The sequence below is a fragment of the Paraburkholderia sp. CNPSo 3274 genome (assembly GCF_024206475.1).
In the GTDB taxonomy this organism is placed as follows: domain Bacteria; phylum Pseudomonadota; class Gammaproteobacteria; order Burkholderiales; family Burkholderiaceae; genus Paraburkholderia.
This window is the reverse complement of sequence record NZ_JAMBPR010000006.1, coordinates 155,278-168,000: the sequence shown is the minus strand read 5'-3', so window position 1 is coordinate 168,000 and position 12,723 is coordinate 155,278. Positions and strand designations below refer to the sequence as shown.

The 12,723-nt window shown below is 63.9% G+C and carries 14 protein-coding genes; 7 read left to right on the top strand and 7 right to left on the bottom strand.

What is annotated here, in order from left to right:
- Positions 1–144: 144 nt before the first annotated feature.
- On the bottom strand, positions 145–969 hold the full coding sequence (gene radC / locus M3I54_RS06085; protein ID WP_254333874.1) for a DNA repair protein RadC: 825 nt from the start codon (positions 967–969) through the stop codon (positions 145–147).
- 189 nt (positions 970–1,158) lie between these two features.
- Between radC and M3I54_RS06080 the strand changes: the two genes are divergently transcribed.
- Both M3I54_RS06080 and ispH read left to right on the top strand, forming a co-directional pair.
- Positions 1,159–1,614 (top strand): peptidylprolyl isomerase, encoded by a 456-nt coding sequence (locus M3I54_RS06080; RefSeq protein WP_254333925.1) that lies wholly within the window; start codon positions 1,159–1,161, stop codon positions 1,612–1,614.
- A gap of 5 nt (positions 1,615–1,619) precedes the next feature.
- A complete protein-coding gene (gene ispH, locus M3I54_RS06075; RefSeq protein ID WP_254333872.1) occupies positions 1,620–2,591 on the top strand; it encodes a 4-hydroxy-3-methylbut-2-enyl diphosphate reductase in 972 nt (323 codons plus the stop codon).
- A gap of 399 nt (positions 2,592–2,990) precedes the next feature.
- Here the strand turns inward: ispH and M3I54_RS06070 are convergent, their stop codons facing one another.
- Entirely contained in the window at positions 2,991–3,290 is a 300-nt protein-coding gene (locus M3I54_RS06070) for a hypothetical protein (protein ID WP_254333870.1), read from the bottom strand.
- Between the two features lie 367 nt (positions 3,291–3,657).
- Between M3I54_RS06070 and M3I54_RS06065 the strand changes: the two genes are divergently transcribed.
- The 4 genes from M3I54_RS06065 to M3I54_RS06050 are packed head-to-tail and all read left to right on the top strand — an operon-like array spanning position 3,658 to position 7,302.
- On the top strand, positions 3,658–4,608 hold the full coding sequence (locus M3I54_RS06065; protein WP_201695419.1) for a branched-chain amino acid ABC transporter permease: 951 nt from the start codon (positions 3,658–3,660) through the stop codon (positions 4,606–4,608).
- Positions 4,609–4,624: 16 nt separating this feature from the next.
- Entirely contained in the window at positions 4,625–5,794 is a 1,170-nt protein-coding gene (locus M3I54_RS06060) for an ABC transporter ATP-binding protein (RefSeq protein ID WP_254333868.1), read from the top strand.
- Positions 5,795–5,809: 15 nt separating this feature from the next.
- Positions 5,810–6,586 (top strand): ABC transporter ATP-binding protein, encoded by a 777-nt coding sequence (locus tag M3I54_RS06055; protein ID WP_028205256.1) that lies wholly within the window; start codon positions 5,810–5,812, stop codon positions 6,584–6,586.
- Complete coding sequence (locus M3I54_RS06050; protein ID WP_254333866.1) at positions 6,586–7,302, top strand: ABC transporter ATP-binding protein; 717 nt, start codon at positions 6,586–6,588, stop codon at positions 7,300–7,302. Before M3I54_RS06055 ends, M3I54_RS06050 begins: the two co-directional genes overlap by 1 nt.
- A 97-nt stretch (positions 7,303–7,399) precedes the next feature.
- Here M3I54_RS06050 and M3I54_RS06045 read toward each other — a convergent pair whose 3' ends face one another.
- The 3 genes from M3I54_RS06045 to M3I54_RS06035 all read right to left on the bottom strand — a co-directional run bounded on the left by M3I54_RS06045 (position 7,400) and on the right by M3I54_RS06035 (position 10,425).
- Entirely contained in the window at positions 7,400–7,861 is a 462-nt protein-coding gene (locus tag M3I54_RS06045; RefSeq protein WP_254333864.1) for a GNAT family acetyltransferase, read from the bottom strand.
- A 17-nt stretch (positions 7,862–7,878) separates the two neighbouring features.
- Complete coding sequence (locus M3I54_RS06040; protein WP_254333862.1) at positions 7,879–9,063, bottom strand: acetylornithine transaminase; 1,185 nt, start codon at positions 9,061–9,063, stop codon at positions 7,879–7,881.
- A gap of 330 nt (positions 9,064–9,393) precedes the next feature.
- A complete protein-coding gene (locus tag M3I54_RS06035) occupies positions 9,394–10,425 on the bottom strand; it encodes a CDP-6-deoxy-delta-3,4-glucoseen reductase (protein WP_254333860.1) in 1,032 nt (343 codons plus the stop codon).
- 121 nt (positions 10,426–10,546) lie between these two features.
- Here M3I54_RS06035 and M3I54_RS06030 point away from each other — a divergent pair, with 121 nt between their 5' ends.
- Positions 10,547–11,629, top strand: coding sequence for an NAD-dependent epimerase/dehydratase family protein (locus M3I54_RS06030; RefSeq protein WP_254333858.1), 1,083 nt, complete (start codon positions 10,547–10,549; stop codon positions 11,627–11,629).
- Between the two features lie 34 nt (positions 11,630–11,663).
- Here the strand turns inward: M3I54_RS06030 and M3I54_RS06025 are convergent, their stop codons facing one another.
- On the bottom strand, positions 11,664–11,852 hold the full coding sequence (locus M3I54_RS06025; protein ID WP_254333857.1) for a hypothetical protein: 189 nt from the start codon (positions 11,850–11,852) through the stop codon (positions 11,664–11,666).
- A 155-nt stretch (positions 11,853–12,007) separates the two neighbouring features.
- Positions 12,008–12,715, bottom strand: coding sequence for a pseudouridine synthase (locus tag M3I54_RS06020; protein ID WP_254333856.1), 708 nt, complete (start codon positions 12,713–12,715; stop codon positions 12,008–12,010).
- Positions 12,716–12,723: the final 8 nt, after the last annotated feature.

Genomic DNA, 12,723 nt, shown 5'->3' with positions numbered 1-12,723 from the left:
AGGCCATATTTCCCCTGGAATGCCGCGACGGGCTTCGGAACAGGGTTGGAAATAGGCAAACCGTGATTCTATCAGAAAAAGCCATGGAAAATCAAACTCGATTTGCACATGGTGTTGTTTGCCGCCGCTTGGCGCGTCGTCGCCTCAAATCCAGCCATGGCGCGCGAAGGAAAACGTCTCCCGTGTGCCAATGACCAGGTGATCGATGAGTTGAACCTCAACGAGCGCAAGCGTTTCGCGCAACACCCGCGTGAGGCGCCGGTCGCTCGCGCTCGGCTGCACCGCGCCCGATGGGTGATTATGGGCGACGATCAGGCTCGCGGCATTGAGCGTTAGCGCGCGCCGCACGATTTCACGAGGATACACCGCCATGCGCGTGAGCGAGCCGCGCGAGCTTTCCTCCGAGCGGATCAGCCGATGGCGCGCGTCCAGAAAGAGGCAAACGAACACCTCGTGCGGCCGCCCGCCGATCAGGAGGCGCAAATAGTCCTCGACCGCACCGGGAGAGTCGACGAGCGGCTTGTCGTCGAGCGCTTGCGCAAGCGCCCGCCGCGCGAGTTCCGTCACCGCTTGCAGCATTGCGGATTTTGCGGGCCCGATGCCGCGCAGGGCCTCGAATTCTTCGCGCTGTGCGTCGAGCATGGCGCGCAGCGAGCCGAATTGGGCCAGCAGCGTGCGAGCCACCTCGAAGACATCGTGGCCCGGCAAGCCAAAGCCGAGCAGGATCGCGAGCAACTCAACGTCCGAGAGCGCGGCCGCACCGGCCGTGCGCAGTCGCTCGCGGGGCATGTCGCGGCGTCGTGCCGCAGGCGCCGCGCTATCGCGGGCCGACACGGCAGACGCGGCGCGCGCGGGGACTCCGGCGCCGCAGGGGCCACGCTCTGCGCATCCCGGACCGGGCAGGCGCCCAGCGAGGGCGTCACCAAGGGTATCGGGCGCCGTGTCCGGCATGCAGGCAAGTTCCGTCATGGCAATCTCCACAGACAAATAAAGGGTGCGCGGCGTGCACGAGTGCGAGCGTTGGCAGTGCACAATCGTGCCGCGACCGCCTCGGCCAAGTGGCTTACAATAGATGTTTTCCGGCCGCCCGAGGCAGGCCGGACCGGCGCCTTGCGGCGCGCACGCGCGAAGCGCGCGTTCCGACGAAATGAGTTACGCATGAGCATCATTGACATCTCCGAAGTGAAATCCGGTTCCCACGTGACGCTGAATTACCGGCTTTCGCTCGCCGATGGCACCGAAATCGTCAATACCTTTGTCGACCGTCCCGCGACCCTGCTGATGGGCGCCGACCAGCTTGCGCCGCCGCTGGAAGACATTTTGCAGGGCCTGAAGGTGGGTCACCACTCGACCTTTCAGCTAGAACCTGGCGTCGCTTTCGGGCAGCGCAACCCCGAGCTGATCCAGCGCGTCTCGCTCAAGACCCTGCGCGAGAATGGCATGATCGGCGAGGAGTTAAGCCCGGGCGACCTGATCGAATTCAACGCCCCCAACGGCGGCCGCTATGCGGGTGTGCTCAAGGAAGTGAACGAGACCTCCGCCCTGTTCGATTTCAACCACCCGCTCGCTGGCCAGGCGGTTGCGTTCGAAGTGCAAATCATCGGAATCCTTTAAAGCCCATGACCAACACGGACACGTCCCTCATCGCAGAACTGGCCGACGCGGAAATCCTGCTCGCGCAACCGCGCGGCTTCTGCGCCGGCGTCGATCGGGCCATCGAGATCGTCGAGCGCGCGATCCAGCTTCACGGCGCACCGATCTACGTGCGTCACGAGATCGTCCACAACGCTTATGTCGTCGAAGACCTGCGCAAGAAGGGGGCGATCTTCATCGAGCAACTCGATGAGGTCCCGTCCGGCAACACGGTGATCTTCAGCGCGCACGGCGTCTCCAAGTCGGTGCGCGCCGACGCCGAGGCGCGCGGCCTGCGCGTCTACGACGCGACCTGCCCGCTCGTCACGAAGGTGCACGTGGAAGTCGCGAAGATGCGCGACGAGGGGCTCGACATCGTCATGATCGGCCACAAGGGCCATCCGGAAGTGGAAGGCACCATGGGGCAGGTGACCGAGGGTATGTACCTCGTCGAAGACATTGCCGATGTCGAGGCGCTCAAGCTGCGCGATCCGCAGCGCGTGGCGTTCGTCACGCAAACCACGCTCTCGGTGGACGACGCCGCGGAAATCATCTCCGCGCTCAAGGCGCGCTTTCCGGCCATTCGCGAGCCGAAGAAGCAGGACATCTGCTACGCCACGCAGAATCGCCAGGACGCCGTCAAGTTCATGGCGCCCCAGTGCGATGTCGTGATCGTGGTGGGCAGCCCGAACAGTTCCAATTCGAACCGGTTGCGCGAAGTGGCCGAGAAGCGCGGCATTCCTGCCTATATGGTGGATGCGCCAGAGCAGATCGACCCCCGGTGGCTCGCCGGCAAACGCCGGATCGGCCTGACGGCCGGAGCGTCGGCTCCCGAAGCGCTTGCTCAGGAGATCATTCGCCACCTGCACGAACTTGGTGCGCGCAACGTGCGCGCGCTCGAAGGCATCGAGGAGAACATTGCATTCCCCTTGCCGCGCGGACTTGGTCAACAGGTCTGACGCCTCCCGCACTCCGCAAGAACGCGCCCATCCGGCGCGTTTTTTTATGCCCGCGAGAGCTGGGGAACACCGATAATTAGGGTCGTATGATGAGAAAAGGCAGGTTAACCTCACATTGGGCGAGTGTTCTTATTAGTGTTTTCTCTAGAGTGCGGGACCGAGTTGTGTGGTGTGACCCCAAATTTATGGGGCGATTGACACGCTTTCGACATGAGTGCACCGCGCCGGGGCGGGATTTTTATGCTCTCTCTTAAATACCATTCATTTGACCCAATGCCCGCCCGACAAGGCATTGCGGGCATTATCTGCAACACATGATGCGAAGCCTGGCGATTTTTGGTGCAACTGGTGCACGATAATGCGGCGCAACCTGTGGTGCAACCCGAAACAGGTGGTTAACTAAAAATATGGTTGCAATGCAGGAAAACCCTGCCGGTTCAACAATATTGCCCGTCGCATAATTGGCGTTACAATGCGCGCGTTCTGAAGGCTGGACATCCATGAGAAGGCCATCAGGCAAGCATTTCGGAAGGCGCAGGAGACCTGATTAATGCAATTCAAGCCAGCTTTTGCCGCGTCATCGGTAAATGCGGTTGCGCCGCGCCACGCGTGGCACAGTCGCAATGTCGAGGCGGGCACGAGCGCAACATCGATCTTTCCTGGCATGCAGATTGCTTTTGCATGCAGCGGCGTAGTCATGCCGGTTCGCCGCCTGGGTGCGATGGATCTCGCAGGTGAGATCCCGGAGTGCGCGGGCGGCCGGGGAGAGGGAGTCATGGCGTTTGACGCATTCGCGTTTGCTGGCCGCAAGGCTCGCCGCGAATACGCCAACGCGAATATGACGCGTAGTTGATTGAACCCGACGGCACCGAACCATCCGACGGTGCCGTTTTTGCATCCGCTTTTGGCGAGCCTGGCGCTGCAACACAGCGGCAACGCGAACCAGGGCGGCCAACCGTTACCGGTTTTTACTTCAATACCCGAAAGTGTCGTTGCGGTTCCGTAAAACATCGCCCACCGGCCGATGACGAGCGCGAATCCGGTTGCACGGGCTAAGGAGCATTAAATGGATATTTTCATCCAGCAGATCCTGAATGGGCTGGTGCTTGGCAGCATCTACGCCATCATCGCCCTCGGTTACACGATGGTGTACGGGATTCTGGGCATCATCAACTTCGCGCACGGCGACGTGCTCATGGTGGGCGCCATGGTTGCGCTCTCCGCGATCAACGTGCTCCACAATCACTTCCCGGGCCTCGGGAACATCCCCACGCTGTGCATCGCGCTCGTGGTTGCCGCGGTCGTGTGCGCGGTCGTCGGGTATACGATCGAAAAGGTCGCCTACCGGCCGCTGCGCCGCGCGCCGCGCCTCGCGCCGCTGATCACCGCGATCGGGGTGTCGATCCTGCTGCAGACGCTCGCCATGATCATCTGGGGCCGCAATCCGCTCGCGTTCCCCCAGCTCATCTCGACCGACCCGATCAACGTCATCAAGCCGACTGAAACCGGCGTGGGCGCCGTGATCTCGATGACGGAAATCGTCATCATCGTCGTCGCGTTCCTCGTGATGGCGGGTCTGCTGCTCCTCGTGCACAAGACCAAGCTCGGCCGCGCCATGCGCGCGATTGCCGAGAACCCGAACAATGCCTCGCTGATGGGCGTGAATCCGAACTTCGTGATCTCGGCCACGTTCATGATCGGCTCCGCGCTCGCGGCACTGGCCGGCGTGATGATCGCCTCGGAATACGGCAACGCGCACTTCTACATGGGTTTCATCCCCGGCATGAAGGCCTTCACGGCCGCGGTGCTGGGCGGTATCGGCAACCTCGGCGGCGCGATGGTCGGCGGCGTGGTGCTCGGTCTGATCGAGCAGCTCGGCGCAGGCTACATCGGCAACCTGACCGGTGGGGTGTTCGGCAGTAACTATCAGGACGTCTTCGCATTCATCGTGCTGATCGTCGTGCTCGTGTTCCGTCCGTCGGGGCTGCTGGGCGAACGTGTCGCGGACCGCGCATAAGAGGGAGTAACACAACATGACTTCAATTCAACCGATCGAGCCGTCGACGACGCTCATCCCCGAAAAGAACATGACGAAGACCCTCACGGTCGGCATCGTGACGGCCATCGTCGTGGCAGCGCTCCCCTTCGTGGTCGGCGCCGCGGGCGGCAACTACTGGGTGCGCGTGCTCGACTTCGCGATGCTCTACGTGATGCTCGCGCTGGGCCTGAACGTGGTGGTGGGCTTCGCCGGCCTGCTGGACCTGGGCTATATCGCGTTCTACGCGGTGGGTGCCTACGTGGCCGCGTTGCTGACGTCGCCGCACCTCACCACGCAGTTCGCGTGGATCGCCAACATGTTCCCGGGCGGGCTGCATACGCCGTACTGGATCGTGGTGCCGGGCGCGATGGCGCTCGCCGCACTCTTCGGCGTGCTGCTCGGCGCACCGACGCTGCGTCTGCGCGGCGACTACCTCGCGATCGTGACGCTCGGCTTCGGGGAAATCGTTCGTATCTTCATGAACAACCTCGACCGTCCGGTGAACATTACCAACGGGCCGCAGGGTATTACGGGCGTCGCGCCGCTGCAGGTGTTCGGCTTCAATCTCGCGCAGCCGCACGAGATCCTCGGCTTCACGTTCACGTCGGTCTACATGTACTACTACGTGTTCGTGATCTGCGCGCTGCTCGTGATCTGGGTGTGTACGCGTCTGCAGCACTCGCGTATCGGCCGTGCATGGGCCGCGATCCGCGAAGACGAAATTGCCGCCAAGGCCATGGGCATCAACACCCGTAACGTCAAGCTGCTCGCGTTCGCAATGGGCGCGTCGTTCGGCGGTCTTTCGGGCGCGATGTTCGGTGCGTTCCAGGGCTTCGTGTCGCCGGAATCGTTCACCTTCTGGGAATCGGTCGTCGTGCTCGCCTGCGTGGTGCTCGGCGGCATGGGCCACATCCCCGGCGTGATTCTCGGCGCCGTGCTGCTCGCCATTTTCCCCGAGTTCCTGCGCTCGACGATGGGTCCGCTCCAGCACATGCTGTTCGGCCACGAAATCGTCGATACGGAAGTCATTCGCCAGCTGCTCTACGGCCTTGCGATGGTCGTCATCATGCTGTACCGCTCGGAAGGCCTGTGGCCCGCGGCGAAGCACGAAGACAAGATCGCGAAGATCGCCAAGCGCGCGAGCAAGAAGCCGGTTCGCGCATAACGGGGAGAACAGAATATGAGCAACAAACCTATCCGCCTGTCCGTGAAGGGCGTGAACAAACGCTTCGGCGGCCTGCAGGCGCTGTCCGATGTCGGCCTGCAAATCGAGGAAGGCACGATCTACGGCCTGATCGGTCCGAACGGCGCCGGCAAGACGACGTTCTTCAACGTGATTACCGGTCTCTACACGCCTGATTCGGGCGAATTCAAGCTCGATGGCACTGCCTACACGCCGACCGCCGTTTATCAGGTGGCGAAGGCCGGCATTGCGCGTACCTTCCAGAACATTCGTCTGTTCGGCGGCATGACGGCGCTCGAAAACGTGATGGTCGGCCGCCACGTGCGCACGAAGCACGGCTTGATCGGCGCCGTGCTGCAAACGCCGGCGGAGCGCAAGGAAGAGCGCGAGATCAAGGAACGCGCGATCGAATTGCTCGAATACGTGGGTATCGCGCAATACGCGGACTACACCTCGCGCAATCTCTCGTACGGCCACCAGCGCCGTCTGGAAATCGCGCGCGCGCTCGCGACCGACCCGAAGCTGCTCGCGCTCGACGAGCCGGCGGCCGGCATGAACGCGACCGAGAAGGTCGAACTCACGCGCCTGCTCGACAAGATCCGCGCCGATGGCAAGACTATTCTGCTGATCGAGCACGACGTGAAACTGGTGATGGGCCTGTGCAACCGGATGACAGTGCTCGACTATGGCAAGGTGATCTCCGAAGGGCTGCCGCATGACGTGCAGAAGGACCCGAAGGTGATCGAGGCATATCTGGGTGCGGGGGTTCACTGATGTCGACATCGGTTCTGAAAATCAAGGGTCTGCAGGTCAACTACGGCGGGATCCAGGCGGTCAAGGGCGTGGACATGGAAGTTCGCGCGGGCGAACTCGTCACGCTGATCGGCGCGAACGGCGCGGGCAAGACCACGACGATGAAGGCGATCACGGGTCTGAAGCCGTACTCGGCTGGCGACATCGAGTACATGGGCCAGTCGATCAAGGGCGTGCCCGCGCATGAGCTGCTCAAGCGGGGCCTCGCGATGGTGCCGGAAGGCCGGGGTATCTTCGCGCGCATGTCGATCATCGAAAACATGCAGATGGGCGCGTACCTGCGCAGCGACAACGAGGGCATCCAGAAGGACGTCGAGCGCATGTTCGGCTTCTTCCCGCGCCTGAAGGAACGCGCGACGCAGCTCGCGGGCACGCTCTCGGGCGGCGAGCAGCAGATGCTGGCCATGGCGCGCGCGATCATCAGCAAGCCGAAGCTTTTGCTGCTCGATGAGCCTTCGATGGGTCTCTCGCCGATCATGGTCGAGAAGATCTTCGAAGTGGTGCGCACGATCTCGTCGGAAGGCATTACCGTGCTGCTCGTGGAGCAGAACGCACGTCTCGCGCTGCAGGCGGCCAATCGCGGCTACGTGATGGACTCGGGCCTCGTGACGATGGAAGGCGAGGCCAAGCAGATGCTCGACGATCCGAAGGTGCGCGCAGCGTACCTGGGCGAGTAAGCTGCATTGCATTGCGGTCCTCGCGGCCGCATAAAAGCAAAAGCCGCATGGGTGTGAAGCCCATGCGGCTTTTTTTCACGGCGTCGACCGGTAAGGCTCAGACGACCGCTTCGGACTCCTGCACGGCGAGCCGCTTACCGAGACTCACCACGGCATCGGCTCGATAGCCAAGCCGTTCGTAGAACGCGAGCACTTCGGCCTTGTCGGTGAGCACCTGAAGGTTGAGCTTCAGGCAGCCCATCGCGGCGAGCGCGTTTTCCGCATGGCGCACTAGCTGCGTGCCGAGGCCGTGGCGCCGCGCTTCGGGCGCGACGGCGACCGAATAGAGCCAGCCGCGATGCCCGTCGTAACCTGCCATTGCCGTGCCGACGAGCGCGCCGTCGACGTTGCGCGTGGCAACGAAGAAAAGCTCCGGCTGGGTGCCGAGCTTGTTCGCGATCGACAGACGCGGATTGCGATGCGGCCGGCTCGCATCGTTGTACTCGGGAAATGCCCGCAGCCAAAGCGCGACCACCGCCTCGGTATCGGCTTCGCTGAACACGCGGATCGTGACGGACATCCTCGTGCTCCGCCCGATTACAGCGAGTCGAGGATCGTGCGCAGCATCGCCATCATCCGGTCGATTTCCTGCGTCGTCACGTTCAGCGCCGGCATGAAGCGCAGCAGGTTCGGGCGCGCGGCGTTGAGCAGCAGGCCGTCCGGCTGCATGAGGCGCGCCTTCTCGACGATCTCCGGCCCGATGTCCTTGCCGAGCAGCAGCGCGCGCAGCAAGCCTTCGCCACGCTCGCCCTGGAAGCCGCGTTCGGACGAAAGCTCGAGCAGCTTCTCGCGCAGATATTCGCCGCGAGCGCGCACGCCTTCGAGGAAGCCGGGCGCAACCAGTTGCGAGATCACCGAATAGCCCACGGCGGTCATCAGCGGGTTGCCGTTGTACGTGCCGCCCTGGTCGCCCGCCTCGAACACGGCGATTTCCTTCTTCGCGAGCAGCGCCGCGAGCGGCACGCCGCCGCCAATGCCCTTGCCGAGCGTCATGAGGTCCGGCTCGATGCCCGAGAGTTCGTAGGCGAAGAGGGTGCCCGCACGGCCGCAGCCGCTCTGCACTTCGTCGACGATCAGCAGCATCCCGTGCTTCTTCGTGAGTGCGCGCAGTTGCTGCATGAATTCGCGCGTGGCGGGAATCACGCCGCCTTCGCCCTGGATCGGTTCGAGCATCACGGCGACGGTCTTCGCGTTGATGAGCTTCTCGACCGAGGCGATGTCGTTCAGGTCGGCCTTCGGGAAGCCCGGCACTTGCGGTGCGTAGATCGTGTCCCAGCCCGGCTTGCCGCTCGCCGACATCGTCGCGATCGTGCGGCCGTGGAAGCTGTGGTCGAAGGTGATGATCTCGTAGGCGCCGTCGCGATGCTTCTTGCCCCACTTGCGCGCGAGCTTGATCGCGCCTTCGTTCGCTTCGGCGCCGCTGTTGGCGAAGAACACCTTGTCGAAGCAGCTGTGCTCGGTGAGCAGCCCCGCGAGCTTCGCCATCGGCTCGTTATAGAAGGCCGGCGACGGGTTGATGAGCAGGCGCGCCTGCTTCTCCAGCGCCTCGATCATGCCTTCGTTGCAGTGCCCGAGGCTGTTGACGGCCCAACCCTGGATGAAGTCCAGGTATCGCTTGCCTTCATTGTCGTAGAGCCACGACCCCTTGCCATGCGTGAAAACGATTTCGGGCCGGTTGGTGATGTACATCAGCGACTCGATCGGGTACTCGGAATAATTCATGGCAACGGGCTCCGCATTGGGGCTGCAAAAGGGTTGAAGAAGATACGGCGGAAAAACAAAAAGCCACGGACTGGCCGTGGCTTTCGTGATTCGAACTTGCTGTGCGTTGAGGTGCAACGCGCGTCCGCGAGTAGCCAGGCCCTAAAGATGGGGCGAGCGGCGACGTCGAAGGGCGGACAGGATGCAGTTCATGGGCGCAAGAATACGACAAGCCGAATGGCGATGTAAACCATCAATGTGCCGAATTTTTTCAATCGGCCGAAGAATTTTTCCTGACGGCTGCCCGGCGGGTCGATGCATTGCACACGCAACGACCCACTCAGGCGCGCTTCAGACGGCGTTCGCGAGGTCAGCGGCGCTCGTGAACGAATCCGCGTAGAACTCGTCTTCGGGCAGACCGTGGTGCTGCGTGAAGTCGCGCTGCGCGGACTCCACCATCACCGGCGCGCCGCACGCATACACCTGGTGGCCCGAAAGATCGGGCAGATCCTCGATCACGGCGCGGTGCACGAAGCCCATGCGGCCGGTCCAGTTGTCGCCGGCGGCTGGCTCGGAGAGCACCGGCACGAAGCGGAAGTTCGGGATCTCCTTCGCCCATTGCCCGGCGAGATCCATCAGGTACAGGTCCTTCTTCTGGCGCGCGCCCCAGTAGAGCGTCATCGGGCGGTTCAGGTTCTTGTGGACCGCGTGCTCGACGATCGCCTTGAGCGGCGCGAAGCCGGTGCCGGAGGCGAGCAGCACGATGGGCTTATCGGATTCCTCGCGCAGGAAGAAGGTGCCGAGCGGCGCTTCGAAGCGCAGGATGTCGCGCTCCTTCATCTGCGAGAAGACGTGGTCGGTGAATTTGCCGCCCGGCATGTGGCGGATGTGCAGCTCGATCGGGCCTTCCTCGTGCGGCGCGCTCGCCATGGAGTAGCTGCGGCGCGTGCCGTCCTTGAGGATGAATTCGAGGTACTGGCCGGCGAGATACTGCAGGCGCTCGTTGGCGGGCAGTTGCAGCTTGAGGACAACGACGTCGTCTGCCTTGTGCTCGATGGCGGCGATGCGGGTAGGCAGCTTGCGCACCTGCACGTCGCCCACGCCCGCCACTTCGCGGATATCGATTTCGAGGTCGGTTTGCGCCGTCGCACAGCAGAAGAGGGCCATGCCGCGCGTTCTTTCGTCATTGGAAAGCGCCGAAGCCGCGTGGGCGCGCTGCTCGACTTCGCCGCTGCAGACCGCGCCCTTGCACGAGCCGCACGCGCCGTTCTTGCAGCCATACGGCAGGCCGACGCCCTGGCGCAGGGCCGCGTTGAGAATGGGTTCGTCGGGCTCGACCTGGAATTGCCGGCCGCTTTGCTTGAGCGTTACGTTGAAAGCCATATTCAGGGAAGCGTAAGTCTGTATCCGAGGGTTGATTCCGGGCGCGGGTCGCTTAGGGTAAGTTGCCGCGTTTCCTTGCAGGCCTTCGCCGCGAGGCCAGGGCCGCTAAAATGGTTCCACCATGATTGCCACACGAAACTTGCGCCGTGCGCGCATCCTGATTGTCGGTTGCGGCGACGTCGGCCTGCGCGCCGTCGCCCAGTTGCGCGAACGGCCAGACCGTGCGCGCGTATTTGCGCTCACGCGCCGTGCCGAGCGCGCAGACGCGGTGCGGACCGCGGGCGCAACGCCGGTGCGCGGCGACCTCGACTCGCGCACGAGTCTCGCGCGGATCGCGGGCCTGGCTGGCACCGTACTGCACCTCGCGCCACCGCAAAAATCCGGCGACGACGACCTGCGCACGCGCCGCCTGATCGCAGCGCTTGCGGCGCGGCGTCGCGCGGTGTCGCGGCCTGCGCTGGCGGGCGCCGCGCCGCGCGCATTGCGGCCCCCATTGCATTGCCTCGTGGACCGCATTCGCCGCAGCGCTTTCGGCCATCCCGCAGCCTTTGGAGCATCCGTTATTGTACCCGAGCGCATCCGGCGGTTTTCTCGCACCCGGCGTAAGCGCTTCGAACGCCCGAGGCTCGTCTACGCGAGTACGACGGGGGTGTACGGGGATTGCGGCGGCGCGCGCATCGACGAAACACGCACGGTGCAGCCCGCCAACGCCCGCGCCATACGCCGGGTGTCGGCCGAACGGCAACTGCGCCGCGCAACGGCGCGCGGCGCGCTCAGCGCCACGATCGCGCGCATTCCCGGCATTTACGCGGCGAACCGCCTCCCGCTCGCGCGGCTGGAGAAGCGCACGCCGGCGCTCGTCGCTAGCGACGACGTCTACACGAGCCACATCCACGCAGACGACCTCGCGGCGATTCTCCTGCGCCTCGCGACGCACGGTCGCCCGGGGCGCACGATCCACGCGACGGACGACAGCGAACTGAAGATGGGCGAGTATTTCGACCGCGTAGCCGATGCCCTCGGGCTCGCGCGCGCACCGCGCGTGAGCCGCGCGGAGGCCGAGCGCGAACTCGAGCCTGTCTTGCTGTCGTTCATGCGGGAGTCGCGACGGCTCGCCAATACGCGCCTCAAGCGCGAACTGCGCGTGCGTTTGCGTTATGCCGACGTAGATGCGTTCTTGCGCACGCTGCCGCCGCACCCGTGACTCCGGGCGGGCGGCGCGGCGCAAAGCGTGCCGTTCACGTGATGGCCGGCAGCGCTTCGAGCAGGAGGAAGCACAATAGCGCCCCGATGAGCGCCCCGATGAGGTTCGGATGATACTGATGTCGCATATGCATCGACGCGAGCAGGCCCCCAATCAGAACCGCCCCAAGCGCCATGAATGCCATCAACATGAATGAGATTTCGAATGAGCCGTTGATGATCATGATGCCCCTCCTTGCAACTTGTAATGGTTATGCAGACGAGTATAGGGCGGAAGCTCGGCAAGGACATGTTGCGGTGCGGCGAAAACGATACCTGTTTGCAAGCATCGGTGCGTCAACGCACTGAGCGGCGGGCGCTCGCGCCGCCCGGTGGTGGTTTACCCCTTGTTGCGCAACGCGTCGAGCGCTGCGGCGTCGAGCCATTGCCAGGCGCCCGGCGCCAGGGCGTCGGGCAGCGAAAAGCCGCCGATGCGCTCGCGGTGGAGCGCCTCGACGCGGTTGCCGGCCGCGGCCACCATCCGTTTGACCTGGTGATATTTGCCTTCGAGCACGGTCAGCTCCAGCTCGTGGTCTGCACGTGCGTTTGCGGCGACGGCGGCGCTCGGCTCGCGCTCGCCGTGCAGCAGCACACCTTCGCGCAGGGCTTTGAGCTGGGTTTCGTCGAGCGGATGGCGCGTTGTCGCCATGTAGATCTTCGGCACCTTGCGCTTGGGCGATGTGAAAGCGTGGACGAACTGGCCATCGTCGGAAAGCAGCAGGAGGCCGGTCGTATCCTGATCGAGGCGGCCTACGCATTGCACGTTGCGCTGCGCGAACTGCGGCGGCAGCAGATGAAACACGCTCAAGTGATGCTGCGGATCGCGCGAGCACTCATAGCCCGCGGGCTTGTTGAGCGCAATGTAGGCGCGCTCGTGAAACGGCCACGGGATGCCGTCCACGCTGAAGACCAGGCTGGCCGTGTCGAACGTTGCGAGCGGGTTGGTGCACGGCTCGCCCGCGACGGCGACCCGCGCGTCGGCGATGAGCGCGCGGCATTGGCGGCGTGAGCCGAAACCCTGGCTGAAGAGAATGCTTTCGAGATTCATGACGGACG

Coding starts and splice junctions, on each gene's coding strand:
- M3I54_RS06025 (WP_254333857.1), bottom strand. CDS start 11,852: ATGATCATCAACGGCTCATTCGAAATCTCATTCATGTTGATGGCATTC.
- M3I54_RS06060 (WP_254333868.1), top strand. CDS start 4,625: ATGACTTCAATTCAACCGATCGAGCCGTCGACGACGCTCATCCCCGAA.
- M3I54_RS06030 (WP_254333858.1), top strand. CDS start 10,547: ATGATTGCCACACGAAACTTGCGCCGTGCGCGCATCCTGATTGTCGGT.
- M3I54_RS06055 (WP_028205256.1), top strand. CDS start 5,810: ATGAGCAACAAACCTATCCGCCTGTCCGTGAAGGGCGTGAACAAACGC.
- M3I54_RS06050 (WP_254333866.1), top strand. CDS start 6,586: ATGTCGACATCGGTTCTGAAAATCAAGGGTCTGCAGGTCAACTACGGC.
- M3I54_RS06065 (WP_201695419.1), top strand. CDS start 3,658: ATGGATATTTTCATCCAGCAGATCCTGAATGGGCTGGTGCTTGGCAGC.
- ispH (WP_254333872.1), top strand. CDS start 1,620: ATGACCAACACGGACACGTCCCTCATCGCAGAACTGGCCGACGCGGAA.
- M3I54_RS06045 (WP_254333864.1), bottom strand. CDS start 7,861: ATGTCCGTCACGATCCGCGTGTTCAGCGAAGCCGATACCGAGGCGGTG.
- M3I54_RS06040 (WP_254333862.1), bottom strand. CDS start 9,063: ATGAATTATTCCGAGTACCCGATCGAGTCGCTGATGTACATCACCAAC.
- M3I54_RS06035 (WP_254333860.1), bottom strand. CDS start 10,425: ATGGCTTTCAACGTAACGCTCAAGCAAAGCGGCCGGCAATTCCAGGTC.
- M3I54_RS06080 (WP_254333925.1), top strand. CDS start 1,159: ATGAGCATCATTGACATCTCCGAAGTGAAATCCGGTTCCCACGTGACG.
- radC (WP_254333874.1), bottom strand. CDS start 969: ATGACGGAACTTGCCTGCATGCCGGACACGGCGCCCGATACCCTTGGT.
- M3I54_RS06070 (WP_254333870.1), bottom strand. CDS start 3,290: ATGACTACGCCGCTGCATGCAAAAGCAATCTGCATGCCAGGAAAGATC.
- M3I54_RS06020 (WP_254333856.1), bottom strand. CDS start 12,715: ATGAATCTCGAAAGCATTCTCTTCAGCCAGGGTTTCGGCTCACGCCGC.